The organism is Enterobacter cloacae complex sp. I3 (assembly GCF_014896175.1).
Taxonomy (GTDB): Bacteria; Pseudomonadota; Gammaproteobacteria; order Enterobacterales; family Enterobacteriaceae; genus Enterobacter; species Enterobacter bugandensis.
This window is the reverse complement of sequence record NZ_JADBQZ010000010.1, coordinates 1-16,568: the sequence shown is the minus strand read 5'-3', so window position 1 is coordinate 16,568 and position 16,568 is coordinate 1. Positions and strand designations below refer to the sequence as shown.

At 57.1% G+C, this 16,568-nt stretch carries 11 protein-coding genes; 3 read left to right on the top strand and 8 right to left on the bottom strand.

Annotation, left to right across the window (positions count from 1 at the left end; all coding sequences use genetic code 11):
- Positions 1–15: 15 nt before the first annotated feature.
- Genes bcsC through bcsR form a run of 6 tightly spaced genes read right to left on the bottom strand, consistent with a single transcriptional unit; the run spans position 16 to position 10,588 of the window.
- The gene (gene bcsC, locus IM271_RS09360; protein ID WP_193052491.1) at positions 16–3,498 is read right to left on the bottom strand and encodes a cellulose synthase complex outer membrane protein BcsC; all 3,483 of its coding nucleotides are present in this window, start codon (positions 3,496–3,498) and stop codon (positions 16–18) included.
- Complete coding sequence (bcsZ, locus tag IM271_RS09355) at positions 3,480–4,586, bottom strand: cellulose synthase complex periplasmic endoglucanase BcsZ (RefSeq protein WP_047363559.1); 1,107 nt, start codon at positions 4,584–4,586, stop codon at positions 3,480–3,482. Before bcsZ ends, bcsC begins: the two co-directional genes overlap by 19 nt.
- 6 nt (positions 4,587–4,592) lie before the next feature.
- Positions 4,593–7,013, bottom strand: a complete 2,421-nt coding sequence (gene bcsB / locus IM271_RS09350) for a cellulose biosynthesis cyclic di-GMP-binding regulatory protein BcsB (protein WP_126345965.1) — start codon at positions 7,011–7,013, stop codon at positions 4,593–4,595.
- A 10-nt stretch (positions 7,014–7,023) separates the two neighbouring features.
- Positions 7,024–9,639 carry a UDP-forming cellulose synthase catalytic subunit gene (gene bcsA, locus IM271_RS09345; RefSeq protein WP_028014759.1) on the bottom strand — a complete coding sequence of 872 codons (2,616 nt, stop codon included), beginning with the start codon at positions 9,637–9,639 and terminating at the stop codon, positions 7,024–7,026.
- On the bottom strand, positions 9,636–10,388 hold the full coding sequence (gene bcsQ / locus IM271_RS09340) for a cellulose biosynthesis protein BcsQ (RefSeq protein WP_028014760.1): 753 nt from the start codon (positions 10,386–10,388) through the stop codon (positions 9,636–9,638). The genes bcsA and bcsQ overlap by 4 nt, the downstream gene beginning before the upstream one ends.
- Before the next feature lie 11 nt (positions 10,389–10,399).
- Positions 10,400–10,588, bottom strand: a complete 189-nt coding sequence (bcsR, locus tag IM271_RS09335; protein ID WP_028014761.1) for a cellulose biosynthesis protein BcsR — start codon at positions 10,586–10,588, stop codon at positions 10,400–10,402.
- 174 nt (positions 10,589–10,762) lie between these two features.
- Here bcsR and bcsE point away from each other — a divergent pair, with 174 nt between their 5' ends.
- The 3 genes from bcsE to bcsG are packed head-to-tail and all read left to right on the top strand — an operon-like array spanning position 10,763 to position 14,188.
- Positions 10,763–12,325 carry a cellulose biosynthesis c-di-GMP-binding protein BcsE gene (bcsE, locus tag IM271_RS09330; RefSeq protein ID WP_126345966.1) on the top strand — a complete coding sequence of 521 codons (1,563 nt, stop codon included), beginning with the start codon at positions 10,763–10,765 and terminating at the stop codon, positions 12,323–12,325.
- Entirely contained in the window at positions 12,322–12,516 is a 195-nt protein-coding gene (gene bcsF, locus IM271_RS09325; protein WP_072201618.1) for a cellulose biosynthesis protein BcsF, read from the top strand. The genes bcsE and bcsF overlap by 4 nt, the downstream gene beginning before the upstream one ends.
- Complete coding sequence (gene bcsG, locus IM271_RS09320; protein ID WP_193052490.1) at positions 12,509–14,188, top strand: cellulose biosynthesis protein BcsG; 1,680 nt, start codon at positions 12,509–12,511, stop codon at positions 14,186–14,188. Before bcsF ends, bcsG begins: the two co-directional genes overlap by 8 nt.
- 191 nt (positions 14,189–14,379) lie before the next feature.
- Here bcsG and birA read toward each other — a convergent pair whose 3' ends face one another.
- Positions 14,380–15,342 carry a bifunctional biotin--[acetyl-CoA-carboxylase] ligase/biotin operon repressor BirA gene (gene birA, locus IM271_RS09315; RefSeq protein ID WP_047363553.1) on the bottom strand — a complete coding sequence of 321 codons (963 nt, stop codon included), beginning with the start codon at positions 15,340–15,342 and terminating at the stop codon, positions 14,380–14,382.
- Positions 15,339–16,367 carry a UDP-N-acetylmuramate dehydrogenase gene (murB, locus tag IM271_RS09310; protein WP_193052489.1) on the bottom strand — a complete coding sequence of 343 codons (1,029 nt, stop codon included), beginning with the start codon at positions 16,365–16,367 and terminating at the stop codon, positions 15,339–15,341. Before murB ends, birA begins: the two co-directional genes overlap by 4 nt.
- Positions 16,368–16,568: the final 201 nt, after the last annotated feature.

Sequence of the window (16,568 nt, the reverse complement as noted above, 5' to 3'; positions counted from 1 at the left end):
TTAAGGAAAATCCGATTACCAGTCCGCATAAGGAATAAGCGGCTGCGGCGGTAAGTCCATATCGCCCTGCCAGCCTGCAGCAGAGTAGCGCACATAAATTAGCGCATGGCTTGGGGTGTAATCTTTCGCTTCCTGAATATCCACGCCCATGCCCACAAACCAGTTGGAGGTGACCCGGCGTTCGATAATTGCCCGCGCGGTATAACCCGTCCCGGAGGAGGAGCTGCCGGTTTCCATCGCGCCACGGTCGGTATAGCGGCCTGGCTCATCGGTCGGGATCAGGCTCTGGATCGGGTAACGCAGCTCGTCTTTGGTTTTGGAGTGGGACCAGGACACCGAGCCACCCAGCTCCCAGGACCAGTTTTCCGTACGCTTACGCCAGGTCACCGGCAGCGCGAAGGAGACATACTCCTGCGGGCTGTAGTAGCCGCCCTGACCGAGGGAATAGCCGCTCAGATCCTTATCGTAGTGCCAGAGCATATTGGAGACGCCGACCGTCAGGCGCTCGTTGTTTTTATTAATGAGCTTGTAGTAATAACCTGTCATCCAGCGGACGCGCCAGTTATCTTCCACATTTTTACCGGTCAGCGTTTCCGCGTTCAGGCTTGACCAGACGCCGTTCGCCTCGCCTTTGTCATAGCTGATGCTTACCCCGCCGCCCGTCGCGCGCACGCCGCCCCAGGTGGTGCCGGTATTGGTATCTTTTTGCCCGGCGAACGCCAGCAGAGAGCTGGAGATAGGCCGACGATGGGCGTTGACGGTATAGCCGATGGGGCCTAAATCGCTGCTGTAGCTGATACCGCCCACCACGTCGACGACGTCAAAGCCCATTGGCGTGGTACCAATATCCATCGCCCAGGTTTTATTCTGCCAGCCAACGGCGACGCTGGCGCCGCTGTCGCTCTGGCTGGTGTTGCCGCTACACGGCGTGTCGTAGCAGGTCCCCCATTTAGGGTCGTAGGTTCCGTTATTGTTATCAAAGGTGCCGGCGTCCATGTTGACCAGATCGCTTCTGAAGAACATGCGCCCGTCAGAGAGCGGGGCGTCCACCTGGAGCATGGTGGTATGCGCTTTCAGGTCGGAATAGCCGCCCGTGCCGCTGGAGCCCCAGTAGTCGTGCTGCAGCGTGACGTTAACATCCTGCTGACGGTACAAATCACCGGCGTCACTGCGCACGCCGCGCTTCAGCCAGTCATCTTTTTCATCGTTACGCGTCAGACGGGTGAAACTGTCATTGTCCACCGGACGCGTCGTGGTGATGCCGGACGACACCATCGCATCTTTATACGTCTCCAGCGCCTGCTGCGGCTGGCCGTTTTGCGTCTGGAAGCGGGCAGCATCACGCAGCACCAGCGCGCTTTCCATGGAGGCGGGCTGCGATTTAGCCTGCGGAATGATTTTGCTGAAGGTCTGTTCTGCGGCAGCGGAATCGCCCAGTCCTGCCTGCGCCATCGCGATCCGGCGCTGCATGTTGAGCGACAGCGGCTGGCCGTTTTGCGCGGCGGGCAGTTTCGCGAGCTCCGCACGGGCGGCATCTTTGTTACCTTCCGCGCTGTAAATTTCGGTCAGACCGAGGATCGCGTCTTCGTTCTGCGGCTCACGCTGCAGGACGGCGCTGTACGTCGTTTTCGCCGCGTTCAGATCGCCACGCTGCTGCGCCCAGTCCGCCAGCGTCAGGTCGATGCGGGTGGAGGCAGGCTGCTGACGCAGAAGATTTTCCGCCTCCTGCTCTTTGCCGCTGTCGCGCAGGCGGTTGGCGGTTTCCAGCACCTGATTGCTTTGCAGACGGTCGGCAAGTTCCTGAATGTTGCCGTTCCACTGGCTGCGCGGCAGGGTATTCAGATGCGCCAGCGCGGCCCGGTCCTGATCGTTTCCGGACAGGTAGAGCCCGTTGGCATACACCTGCTCCGGGTCAGACGGTTTCTGGCTGGCAAGCTGGCGCATCAGGGTATCCGCCTGGCTGCGCTGGCCCGCGCTGTAGAGATCGCGCGAGAGACGATACGTTATCCAGACGTCACCGGGCGAGAGTGCCAGACGGCGACGCTGAATTTCTGCCGCCTGAGCGTATTTCCCCTGACTCTCCAGCTGTTCTGCCTGGGCGGAAAGCTGCTCGTTAGTCAGGCTACGCTCAATATCATCAATACTCCTGCGCTGGCTGGCAGAGAGCGACTGGATAAACTGCGAGGCTTTCTCCGGGGACTGCGCGCGGTAAACATTGGCAAGGCCTCGAACCGCATTGCTGTTGCTGCTGTCCATACGTAACGCCTGGCGGTAATAACGCTCCGCCGCGTCGTTATCTTTACGCGCGGCGGCAGCATCTCCCAGCCCCAGCACCGCATAGCTGTCGGTATTGTCGACGTTGCGCGCCTGCTGATAGTAACGCTCCGCCTGCGCCGGGTTATTCGCCTTCAGCGCCGCATCCCCCTGCTGGATCAGCAGCCAGTAGCGGTTAACCTTCAGCAAGCTGTCCCATTTCCCGCGGTTATCGCTCTGCGGATCGAGGGCAATCGCCTTTTCAAACTGTGCCACCGCGCGGGCGCGGTCGCCTTTCTGGGAATAGGCCTGCCCCAGAGCCCCCACCGCTTCACTGTCGGCATGGTTGGCGCTGACGGCTTTTTGCAGCTCCGCCACCGCCTTACTCCCCTGCCCGGCATCCACTGCCGCCAGCCCTTCCGCTTTCGCGCGGAACGCCGGGTCAGCGAGCTGCTTTTGCTGCGCCTCAAGCTGGGCGCGCGCCGCCGCGACGCTATCGCCGTCGCTGAAGACGGTTAGGTATTTTTGCAGCGCGGTGACGCTGGCGCTGCTGGCTGGCTGGTCTTTGATCTGCTCATACCACATGTCAGAGGCCTGGCCGCGGCCGGCGGTGGATTTAGCCATCTCCTGCAGCACCGCAAAGCCTTCATCACGGCGTCCGCTCTGGAACAGAAGCTGGGCCAGCGTCGTCTGGAGCTGGGTATTCCCGGGGCTGCTGCTGTTTATTTTTTTCAGCTGGTTGATGGCCGAAGCGCGACGGGCAGGATCTTTCGCCACCACATTCCAGTATTCCGTCGCCACGTCGCCGCCCGGCGGGTTACCGCCAAAGAGCTTGTCATAGGCGGCAATCGCCTCCTGCGTGTGCCCTGTCGTAGCGAGTAAGCGCGCCTGCTGAAGCTGCTGGCGGCCATCCGGGGTGGAAAGCAGCATGGTATTGCGTGAGGACTGGTACGCGCCGGAGTCAGGGGCGATCCCCTTCAGGCGGTCCAGCTCTTTTTGCGCTCCGGCGTTATCGCCCTGGCGCAGCAGGTAGCGAAAGCGGGCGGCAATGACGTCAGGGTTGTTCGGATCGATCAGCTCAAGACGGTAGAGCGACTGACGAACCAAATCCTCGCGATGGGTCGATTCGCCCAGCCGAACCTGCTCCAGCAGCTGTTTCTGCTGCGGAGAGTTAACGGCCTGCGCCAGCGGCATCAGTGCCAGCCCAAGCGATAGAGTGAGTAGATTTACTGTGAACTTGCGCATTCCTGGCCCCAATCCGGTATTAATTCACCCTTAGCGGTGAAGCGAAAACGATGCTGATCCCATCCCTGACCAAAAAGAGTCAATACATAGCTGTAGTAGGCATTGTTATCGGGAAAATGATCTGCCACGCGCTGGCGCTGAACCGCCTGGGCATCGCGCTGCTGTAAAAACGGCAGCATCGCGGCAGAGAACCCGACCGGGCCATTGCCGGTGTGTTTCCCCGTCGCCACATCCACTTTCTCCGGCGGCACGCCCTGTTTAATTGTCTTTGCCGCCATCGGCTGGAAGCGCGTCAGCAGCCGGGCTTTTTGAGGATCTTTATCGCTCATCATGCCCACCCAAAGATAGACACGGATGGCGTCATAGCCCCCTTCCAGCGTTTTATCCTGCTGTAGCTGCCAGCCTTTGTTTTTCTGATACTGCACCCAGTTCGGCGAGAATCCCTTCGGCGCACTTTCCAGCAGCAGCCGCAGATTGGTTTCACGCAGCGTGGTCCACGGGGCACCGTAGCGGGTGAAATAGCTCGCTAACTGTGGAGGAAGGTAGCTGGGGTTAAAGCGCCAGGCGTTTTCTTCGGCAAAACCGACTTTACCGGGAAGCAGCATTGAGCCGAGCCCCGGCACTTTCACTACTTCCTCGCTGGCAATGCGTTTTAGCAGTGCCTTGCCCGTTTGGGTATAGTCCGGGTCTTTCCATAACCGGCCCGCTTCGAGCAGCGACCAGGCAATCCAGACATCGGCATCTGAGGCGGAGTTGGTATCAATCACCCCCCAGTTTTCTTTGTCTTTCTGTCCCCAGAGCCAGGCGGGCAGACGATCGTTGAGATTGCCGCTGGCAAGGTTATCGCGCGTCCACGTCAGCAACTGGTCAAACGCCTTGCGATCGTTAGCGGCCAGGGCAAAGAACAACGCATAGCTTTGCCCTTCCGACGTTGTAATTTTGCGCGTGTCGCTCGGATCGATGACGCGCCCGCCCTCGCTGATGTAATCCTTTTTAAACTGCTCCCAGGCAGGCCAGGTACAGGCGGCGCGAAGAGGGATCGCCGCCAGCATCAACGCTGCGACTACACACCAGCGAAAGGCTTTCATCACGTCTTACTCATCCGGGTTAAGGCGACGACGGCTGATGATGCGCAGCAGACGCCACAGCACCCATGCCAGCAAGACCACGCTGACCGCAGCCAGGATGGCGAGCAGAACCGGATGGTTCGACAGCGCATACCACAGTCGCTCGAACCACGGCAGATGGCCGACGTAATACACATCACCCACGCGCAGGCTGTTGACACCGGACTCGCGGATCACCGACACAGAACCAAACATCGCGGCACGTTTGCCGCTGTCGTTCATCGCGGTATTCAGCAGTTCATAGCCACGCGGGCTGTCCGCCAGCAGGGCTATCACGCTACGCTGATCGTTGTAAGGAGACTGGAAGCCCACCACCGCAGCCATCGCCCCCTGAGAGGTTACGGCCGTCTGCGCGCTGGCCTTACGGTCGTTCACGTCCGGCATAATGCTTGGGAACTCGGTCTGGCGAAGCGGCGTGTTAACCCACGACTCGGTGGCTTTCACCAGCAGGTCGATACGTTTTTCATCCTTCAGCTTGTCCGGGATGGTGCCGATCACCATGATATCCGCATCTTTGTTCTGGATCTGACTGCCATCGTCGGTCAACGTGACGTTAACTGCCGGTAATCCGGTTTGCGCGCCTACGGTTGCCATGGTGTCGAGCAGGGTCGTCACCTGGCCTTCGTTTGGCGCTTTTGGCATCACCACAATGGATTCAGAGAGATCGGCCATGCGGCTGAACGGGAAGCCCGCGTTAGCAAAAGCACGCAGATCCGGCATCGCCAGGAAATGGTAGTACTTCGAGAAGTCGATGGTCGACTCATCGCCGATCACAACGTGGTTTTGTACCGGCTGGAAGGTGATGCAGTTATCCACCGAACCGCCAGGCATCGGGTTCATGTACTGGAAATCAAAACGCAGCTGGTTGATCGCGCCAAGCTTCAGCGCCGGAATAGAGACGTCCGTTTTTCCGTCCAGCAGCCCCTGCAGCACCGGCAGGCGGAGCATCAGACGGTTAGTGTCCTGGGTACTTTGCAGGCTGAACGATTGCAGGAACTGGTTGTTCAGGCTGATATCCATGCGCGAGCTGTCTTTCGTCGCCGGCGCGGTATAGCGGTAGTTGAGATTGATATCAATGCCGTTGGTGCGCAGCAGGTACAGATCCGGCGGCAGGTTCAGCGACAGGCTAATCGGCGATGGCTCCAGCCCGGACGCCTGCAGCTGCTCTTCATAGGTCTTCAGTTCACCAAACGTCACGGCGCGGTCGGTACGCACCCAGTTTGGCGCGTCATAAGGTTTACGCGCCAGCAGCGGCTTAACTTCGTCCACCACCACGCTGTTGCCGCGGAAAAGGACGTTGCCCTGAGCAATCGCCTTCGCGGCCTGGACCAGATCTTTATCATCACGACCAAAGACCACCAGCAGCTTCACGTACGGGTTATCCGGGTGGCTTACCATCTCAATGGTTGGCGCTTTGACTTCCGGGTGGTCGCGCAGGAAGCCCGGACGCTTCGCGTTGGTTGCAAAGACAATCGCGTTCCTGTCCGGCATTTTGTCATACATCACCGGGAAGTTCTGACCGCGCCAGCCGGAGCGGGAGCCAAACCAGGAGGCCACAATGGTCGCCGCCAGCTGCTCGGTCACGTCAGGGGACGATGCAAACACCATCGGCAGCGTGAGCGGACGGTTATCACGCGGGTCGAAGAACGGAACCGGGAACGCCGACAGATCGTTTTTCAGCGCCAGCGGCTGGTAGGTCATCTGCAGCGAGGAGTTACGCCCGACGTCCAGCCACAGCGTGTTGCTGGCGGGGTTTTCGCAGACATCGCGGTAGTGACCAACAAACTCCAGACGGATACGGTTAAAGTCGGTGATGAAGAGCGGGTTAATCGGCACCTGCGCCTGTGTTTTCTTACCCAGCTGCTCTTTGGTCACCGGCAGAACGTCCATCAGTTCATCGTTCAGGTAGACCTTCAGCTGAGACTGCGTCGGCAGCAGGGATGGCGACGGGGTGTATTCAAGGTTCAGTACCGCATTTGAAACAACCTCATCGCTGCGCATACCAAATTCAATGCTGCCGTTAGGGTTGACGCCGCGCAGCACCATGCTACCCGGCGGCGGCGCAATTTGCGCGAAGGTCAGCTTCACGTCCCGCGACGGCACATTATCTGCGACAACGGGCGCGTTAGCCCCCCGCACGCCCGGCATCACCTGCCCGATGACCGGATTCACGGCCGGCAGGGTGTTCCCCTCCGTTGGCTGGTTCGGAATGATGTTTTCTGTTTGACCGGGTGCCGCCGTAACAACCGGATCGGTTGCCTGCGCGACGACAGGGACCGTCGGCGCAGGCGTCGCCGCTGCGTTACCGGGTGCTGCGTTAGCCATTGTTGCGGGAAGTGCACTCACTCCCATTGCCACTGCACATAACCAGGAAAGTTTTGTTTTCATCGCGTTATCATCATTGTTGAGCCATAACCGGGTCCGCCTGCTTCGTCTCATCCCGCTCGGGACGACGAGGAATGAACGACACGACCCAGGAAACCAGCGAAGTAAGTGACCGGAAAATTAATTTCACCGACGACGGGGCAAATTCTGCAAGGTGACGATAGCCACGGAACCCCAGCTTCAGAATATCCAGCAGGCTTTCCAGTGGTTTATCTTCCGGGAAGCTGTCCTGCCAGAGAGCCCATGTATCCGCACGGGCAAACGTACACTGCACAAAATCAATGTGTTGCTTTTTGGTCAACGGCATCAGCTGCAGACCCACTTCACTGCCTGCCACACGCACAACCTGCGTCGGGAAGACATACTCCTGCTGACCGCGCTTAAGCAGCAGGTTAACCTTCTGCCCTTCCAGCACTTTCGCCTGGCCGTTGATTTTGATCCCCAGGCCACCGTCAGAGAAGTCGTGCACCGTACAGGAGAAGAGGTGACCATCTTCACGGGCGATTGCCGCAGGCATGCAGATTTCAACGCGATGCGCGCGACGAACCTGTTTACTCTCTACCGATACCGCCACCGCGCCGCCGAGGATAATCAGGTTGTAGAACACCCAGGCCATACTGACGAAGACGGTCAGGATTTCGTTTTCCGGGCCGTAGAAGTAGCGCCAGATACCGGCGATCACGCCGACAATATTCAGCAGCACGAGGAAGATATACGGGCGGGAGATCACCCAGTCGACGTACTCTTCTTCCACCAGACCGCCCTTCGCGGTGACGTTGAATTTCCCTTTGTGCGGGTTAATCAGCGCGACCATCGTCGGCGGCGCGATGTACCACGCCAGCACCGTTTCGTAGATTTCACTCCAGAAGGAGTGCCGGTATTTGCCCTGAATCTTCGAGTTCGTCAGGCTCGCGTGGATCATGTGCGGCAGAACGAACAGCGCAATCATCAGCGCGGGGGCGTAAATGATATAGGCGTGAAGGAGCAGGAACGCCAGCGGCGCGGTCAGGAAGATCAGCCGCGGGATGCCGGACAAGAAGTGGAACATGGCGTTGACGTAGCAGAGACGTTGAGCCAGCTTGAGCCCTTTGCCTATCAGCGGGTTATCGAGGCGGAAAATCTGCACCATGCCGCGCGCCCAGCGAATACGCTGACCAATGTGCGCCGAGAGAGATTCCGTCGCCAGACCGGCGGCCTGAGGGATACGCATATAGGCAGAGGTATAGCCGCGGCGGTGCAGGCGCAGCGAGGTATGCGCATCTTCCGTTACCGTTTCAACAGCAATTCCGCCAATTTCATCCAGCGGCTTACGGCGGATAACCGCGCAGGAGCCGCAGAAGAAGGTGGCATCCCACATGTCGTTCCCGTCCTGCACCAGCCCATAGAACAGCGTGCCTTCGTTCGGGGTTTTGCGGAAGCGGCCAAGGTTACGTTCAAACGGGTCCGGCGAGAAGAAGTGGTGCGGCGTCTGCATCATCGCCAGCTCTTTCTCTTTCAGGAACCAGCCCATGGTCATCTGCAGGAACGAGCGCGTCGGCACGTGGTCACAGTCAAAAATCGAGACGAACTCCCCGGAGGCATACTTCAGGGCGTTGTTGATGTTCCCCGCCTTAGCGTGCTCGTGAGTCGGGCGGGCGATGTACTCAACGCCGACCTCTTCCGCAAACTGGCGAAACGCCGGACGGTTGCCGTCATCCAGGATCCAGACTTTGAGCTTATCTTTCGGCCAGTCGATGCCCAGCGCGGCATAGATGGTGTTTTTCACCACGCTCAGGTCTTCGTTGTAGGTCGGGACGAAGAGATCGACGGTCGGCCACTGCGTGGTGTCTTTAGGCAGCGGAACCGGCTGGCGGTTGAGCGGCCAGATCACCTGGAAATAGCCTAGCACCAGCACAATCCACGCGTAGGTCTCAGCAAACAGCAGCACCAGACCACACACCAGGCTGACCGGGTCGTCCCAGTTCAGCGTTGAGGTGTAACGCCACCAGATGTAGCGGCAGGAAACCGTCAACGACAGCACAATCAGCATCAGCGCCGAGAAACGGCCCGGAATACGGCGAACCAGCAACGCCACGCCCCACAGCAGGATCAGGAAGATGAACTGCGCCAGCGGGTTGAAAGGTTGCGTAATACAGACCAGCGCCAGAATGAGCGAGAACACGACAATCACGCCGAGAATAAAACGCCGCAAGCCTGGGTGGAGATGCCCAAGCTCTTTATGGTTATCCAGATGGCTGGTCTTATCGCTGACGCTAGCGGGCAGTTTATCCAGCCACTGATGATAGCGTTCACGTAACTGCTGTACGCGGGAATAGCTGCGCCAGTGCGGCGTTATTTTCTCCGTTCGGGATGACGATATTGCCAGCCAGACGGCCTGAATAAGATAGCGCGCCGGGTCCAAAGGCCGTGGTCGGTCGGGGTTAATGTGTGGGTATAATTCGCCGTGACGCGCACGGATGCGCTGCCAGCGCGGGTGCTCGAGTGGAATGAACGTCCAGGCCAGAATCAGCCAGAAACAGCCGAGCGCGGCGCTGAATGCCGGAGCACCATGCCGGCGAAAGTGCCGGTAATGATCGCTCAAACGCGAACTGACCGGCGGAATGAGAAGCCAGCTGGCGAGTCGACTCATACCGAACTCCCAGCAGGCTCCGCCTTGCTGGCGAAGTTCAGCAGACACCAGTTCGCCAACGTCAGGATCTCTTCTGCTGCCAGCGAGTCGCTGCGGTATTCGCCCAGCGGCTGCTTGGAGGCGAGGCATTCCGCCATCCCCTCATCCCGATGAATCACAATGGGAAGCAGGCGGCGCTGGCTTTGCAGCCACACCTGATAGAGGTCGTCCTGGATTTGGCTACCGATACGTAAATCGTTAATCAGGAGATGTGCGTTCTGAGGCAGCCCCTGCTGATGCAGGCGAATATGGCAGTTCGCATCGACGTTCACCACGGAAAGTACATGATCGCACTGGGCGATGAGCTGCCGGGTCAGCGTCCCGGCGCCGTGCGGCAGATCCAGCAGGATCCACTGGTAGTGCCCCTTTTCTTTCAGGCTCTGCAGCGCAAGCGTGAACTGCGAAAACAGACGCTGATAGGCGGCTTCATTCTCGCGTTCTGTGGTGGTCAGTTGGCCAAAAGGCAGTAAATCCAGCTGGGAGGTATAGCGTAGCCCCGCATCCCGCCAGTCTTTGTCATCAAGCAGCGCGCGGGCCCAGCCCTCTTCGCGAGTGAAATCGACGTTGAACGACATACGCAGCAAATTATCGGCGCAGGCGTCAATCACCAGCACCGATTCACCTAAAAGCTGTAATGACCACGCCAGCGCCGCGGTAACAGATGTGGTACCCACACCGCCACGGACGCCCTGTAATCCGAGTATGGCCATCAATGGCTCCCTTAATGTTGATGGGCGAATTCAGCTAATAACGGCCAGCGTTTAATAGCAGCAGCCAACTGTTCCCGCTGGGAAATATCGGTGTAATCTATTTCAGGTAGAGAAAAGGCCTGCGCCAGCGCCAGAAAATCGTTTTGGAATGTGTAACCCAGAGTCGAGTCGACTGGGGTTGCAGGTTCGTTATTATCCATTCTTATTCCATCCCTTTGAGGAAAATCGCACGCTCGGAAGTTGCGGGGCATCCTGCCCTGACAAATTTCATTTACATGCTAAATCTGATGTTCTTTAATTTCAATGTTAGGTTTATTTCTACGCTTTCGCTAGTAAACTGAGATACAGGCAAATTAGACGAAAAGAGGGACATCGTGGACTCCATATTTTCTATTGGCATCCAGTCATTATGGGACGAATTGAGCCACATGCCAGTCGGTGGAGTCTGGTGGATTAATACGGATCGTAATGAAGACGCTATCAGCCTGGTAAACCAGACAATTGCCGCTCAGGATAAGGATTCCCGCGTGGCCGTCATTAGCATGGGCGAAGAGCCGAAGAAAATAATTACGCTGGAAAGCGACAGCGGCCCCCAGAAAGTACGTTTGTTTTCTATGTCAGCGGAAGCGGATAGTCTATACTTTTTGTCCCGCGACGTTCAGTGCTCTATTGACCCGGATCACTATTTAGTGATTCTTAAATGTGCAAATAACATACTGCAAAATATTCCTGCTGAAAAACTGCTGTCGTGGCTGGAAAAAATCAATAAATGGGCAAAGTTTCAAAATTGCACGCTATTGGTCGTCAACCCCGGCAGTAATAATGACAAGCTGTTCTCACTTTTGATGGGCGAATATCGCTCCCTGTTCGGACTGGCAAGTCTTCGTGACCAGGCAGGCAGCTATCTCTACGATATTGCCTTCTGGTGCAATGAAAAGGGCGTGAGCGCCAGGCAACAGCTGACTCTTAAACCTATTGAGGGGAAATGGCACCTGGCACAGCAGGAAGAAACCGTGGTGCAGCCGCGCAGCGATGAAAAGCGCATCCTGAGCCATATTGCGGTTTTAGAGGGCGCGCCCGCGCTTTCGGAAAACTGGTCACTGTTTGAGTCTAACGAAGCGCTTTTTCATGAAGCCCGTACCACCCAGGCAGCCACCCTCGTTTTCTCGTTGATGCAGAATAATCAGATTGAAACGCTGGCGAGACAAATTCACACCCTGCGCCGCCAGCGCGGCAGCGCGTTAAAAATTGTGGTGCGCGAAAATAATACCAGCCTGCGCGCTACCGATGAGCGTCTGCTTCTGGGCTGCGGGGCAAATATGGTTATCCCCTGGAATGCGCCACTGTCACGCTGCCTGACGCTTATTGAAAGCGTTCAGGGTCAGCAGTTCAGCCGCCATGTCCCGGAAGATATCTCCACGCTGCTCTCCATGACCCAGCCGATGAAGCTGCGTGGCTACCAGAAATGGGATACGTTCTGCGATGCCGTCGGCAACATGATGAGCAACACGTTACTTCCGGCGGACGGGAAAGGGGTTATGGTTGCCCTGCGGCCGGTCCCGGGCATTCGCGTTGAGCAGGCGCTCACCCTGTGTCGCCCGAACCGTACAGGGGACATCATGACCATTGGCGACAATCGCCTGGTGCTGTTTTTGTCGTTTTGCCGGGTCAACGATCTTGATACTGCGCTTAACCACATCTTCCCCCTGCCTACCGGGGATATTTTCTCGAACCGTATGATTTGGTTCGAAGATAATGCTATCAGCGCAGAGCTGGTGCAAATGCGCGCTCTCCAGCCTGAACAATGGGTTAAACCGCTCGCAATCACGAGCGATGTAAAACCGCTCCTCAATGCCAGACATGACGGACATGTCTGGCGTCGGGTTCCGGAACCCCTTCGCTTATTAACTGAGAACGGGGAGAACGCACCATCATGAATATCAGCGATATCATCCAACTGGTCGTATTCTGCGCGCTGATCTTTTTCCCGCTTGGCTACTATGCACGCCATTCCATACGCCGTATCCGTGATACGGCCAGAGTGATGTTTGTAAAACCTCGCTATGTAAAACCAGCCGGAACACTGACACGGGCATCACACGTCAAGGCAGACCGTAAACATGACTAATTCTTCCTATACCGCTTCGTCACCCTCGCCGCTCTGGCAATACTGGCGCGGCCTTTCCGGCTGGAACTTCTACTTTCTGGTGAAGTTTGGCCTGCTTTGGGCAGGTTATCTGAATTTCCATCCCCTGCTTAACCTGGTGTTTATGGCCTTCCTGCTGATGCCTCTGCCGAACATCAGGCTGCATCGTTTACGCCATTGGGTGGCCATCCCCATCGGCTTTGCGCTGTTCTGGCACGATACCTGGCTGCCTGGTCCGGAAAGCATAATGAGCCAGGGATCGCAGGTCGCGGGCTTCAGCGCAGACTATATGCTTGACCTGGTTGAGCGTTTCATTAACTGGCAGATGATTGGCGCCGTCTTTGTCCTGCTGGTTGCCTGGCTGTTCCTGTCTCAGTGGATCCGCGTCACGGTGTTTGTCGTCGCCATTATGATCTGGCTTAACGTGCTGACGCTGGCGGGGCCAAGCTTTTCGCTGTGGCCTGCCGGCCAGCCGACGACAACGGTGACCACGACGGGAGGAAGCGCAGCGGCTACCGTTACAACGGCAGGCGATACGCCGGTGGTGGGCGATATTCCAACGCAGACCGCACCGCCGACCTCCACCAATCTTAATGCCTGGCTCTCCAGCTTCTATACCGCTGAAGATAAGCGACAGACGAAATTCCCGGATGCGCTGCCAGCCGATGCGCAGCCATTTGAGCTGCTGGTGATTAACATCTGTTCCCTCTCCTGGGCCGACGTGGATGCCGCCGGTTTGATGTCTCACCCGCTGTGGTCCCACTTTGACATCCAGTTTAAAGATTTTAACTCTGCCACCTCATACAGCGGCCCGGCGGCAATCCGCCTGCTGCGAGCAAGCTGCGGTCAGGCATCGCATAAAAACCTGTATCAGCCCGCTGGCAACCAGTGTTATTTGTTCGATAATCTCGCGAAGCTGGGCTTTACGCAGCACCTGGTGCTGGGGCATAACGGTCAGTTCGGTAACTTCCTGAAAGAGGTACGTGAACAGGGTGGCATGCAGGCGCCACTGATGGATCAAACCGGTCTTCCCGTTACGCTGCTGGGCTTCGATGGCTCGCCGGTTTATGACGATACCGCCGTGCTGCAGCGCTGGCTGCAGACCATCGAAAAAGACAGTAATCCGCGCAGTGCAACGTTCTATAACACCCTGCCGCTTCACGACGGTAACCACTTCCCGGGGGTGAGTAAAACGGCGGATTACAAAGTGCGGGCGCAGAAATTCTTCGACGAGCTGGATGCGTTCTTCACGGAGCTGGAAAAATCTGGCCGTAAAGTGATGGTGGTCGTGGTACCTGAGCACGGTGGCGCGCTGAAAGGCGACAGAATGCAGGTATCCGGCCTGCGCGATATCCCAAGCCCGTCCATTACCAACGTGCCTGCAGGCATTAAATTCTTTGGTATGAAGGCACCGCACCAGGGCGCACCAATTGAGATTACCCAGCCAAGCAGCTATCTGGCGATTTCAGAACTGGTTGCCCGCGCCGTTGACGGGAAGCTGTTTGTAGAAGATAGCGTGAACTGGGATCAGCTCACCAGCAACCTGCCGCAAACGGCTGAAGTCTCCGAGAACGCCAACGCGGTGGTGATTCAGTATCAGAACAAACCGTACGTTCGCCTGAACGGCGGGGACTGGGTACCGTATCCGCAGTAACTGATTTACCCCTCTTCCCATAGGGGAGAGGGGATAGTCAGTGCGTCATTATTGCGCTGAAATCCACACCTGCATTTTCAGACTTGCCGAATCGTCGTCTTTAGAGGTGATTTCGGGCTCTCCGGAAGGCTGCCCCATCGTTAAATGCCAGGGTAGCGCAGACGGATTGTCGCATCGTTTGCTCCATCCGGTTATTCGGCGCTTCGCAGGGAAATCTCACCGCCCACCCAGGGCTTGATCGCGCCATCCTGCTCAAGAAGTAGCGCGCCCTGTGCGTCAATACCGCGGGAAATGCCGTAAATCTCTTTATCACCAATCAGCAGCTTCACCGGACGGTTGATGAAGTTATCCAGCTTTTCCCAACGAGACAGGAACGGTGCCAGGCCTTCCTGTTCAAAAAGCGTGAGTGAACTGCGCAGCTCTTTAATCATGCGCACAGCAAGGGTGTTACGATCGATGACGATCCCCGCCTCCTGGAGATTGGTCCAGGCCTGATTCACCACATCATCCTGGACAGTACGCATCACCATATTGAGGCCCGCGCCAATAACAATTTGCGCCGCATCACCGGTTTTTCCCGTCAGTTCGACCAGAATACCGGCAAGTTTACGATCGTTAAGGTACAGATCGTTTGGCCACTTAACGCGGACCCGATCGGCACCCAGATCGTGCAGCACTTCCGCCATGACGATACCAATGACCAGACTCAGGCCAATGGCTGCGGCAGGCCCCTGCTCCAGACGCCAGTACATGGACAGATAAAGATTGGCGCCAAATGGCGAGAACCATTTGCGACCGCGACGGCCACGACCGGCCTGCTGGTATTCAGCAACACAGGCATCGCCGGATGAGAGTTCGCTCAGCCGATCCATAAGGTACTGGTTCGTCGAATCAATCACCGGCAGCACCGCAACGTTGCCGTGTCCAAGCTGGCTGCGGATGACGTCTTCATTCAGCAATTGAATTGGCTCCGGCAGGCTGTAGCCTTTTCCCGGCACCGTGAACACATCGACGCCCCAGTCGCGAAGCGTCTGGATATGCTTGTTAATGCCGGCACGGCTCATGCCCAGCTGCTCGCCCAGCTGTTCACCAGAGTGAAACTCCCCGTCAGCAAGGATGCTAATCAGGGTTAACGGAATGGTATTGTCCTTCACGCAATGGTCTCCACGGCATTCACTTCACCTGTGCGGCCAATGAAGCGGACTTCTGGCTCCAGCCAGACGTTAAACTTTTCGCCCACACGTTGACGAACATAATGCGCCAGCTGTACAACATCATCGCTGGTCGCATCGCATTGATTAATCAGTACCAGAGCCTGCTGCTGGTGAACGGCAGCGCCACCTACGGACGTGCCTTTTAACTGGCATTGATCGATCAGCCAGCCAGCGGCCAGCTTCACGCTGCCATCTGCCTGAGGATAATGTGGCGCAGTGGGCCATCCTTCAAGAAAGGCTTTTGCATTTTCGCTGCTAATAACCGGATTTTTGAAGAAGCTTCCTGCATTTCCGTTTACTTTCGGATCGGGAAGTTTGGTCATTCGCATATGGCAAACTGAGTCAAATACGTCGCGGGGAGTGACGGTTGCCGGATCGAGACGCGTTAAATCGCCATAGGTCAGCACCGGCTGCCAGTTCTTTGGCAGACGCAGACCCACGGCGACAATCACGTAGCGATCCTGATATTCATGCTTGAAGATACTGTCACGATAGCCAAACCGACACTGTTCTGCCGTTAAGCGCTTAGCCGTTCCGGTCGCCAGTTCGATGCAGTCGACATATTCACAGACATGTTTCAGTTCGATGCCGTAGGCACCGATGTTTTGGATGGGTGACGATCCGGCGCAGCCTGGTATAAGCGCCAGGTTTTCCAGACCCGGCATCCCTTTTTCGAGGGTAAATTGCACTAGCTGATGCCAGTTTTCTCCGGCCCCCACGTGCAGATGCCAGCTATCGGCATGCTCTTCCACACCAATGCCCATGATGCGGTTAACGATCACCGTTCCCGCGAAATCGTCGAGAAACAGGACATTGCTTCCTTCGCCCAGAATCAGTACGGGTTCGTTATTTTCTGTTGCGCTTTGCCATGCATCCAGCAGCTGCTGTGCAGTATCGGCACGTACAATATGATTAGCATTACGTTGAATGCCAAAGGTATTCCAGGGCTTAAGGGAGTGGTTCATAGACGCTATCCTGATGCAAAAACGCAGGTAGTTTACCGTATAAGCAGGGTGTTGGGGGATCTGTTTGTGCAGCGCAGAAACGCAAAAAGGCCATCCTTCCGGATGGCCTCTTCACTTAATTGATGCCTGGCAGTTCCCTACTCTCACATGGGGAGACCCCACACTACCATCGGCGCTACGGCGTTTCACTTCTGAGTTCGG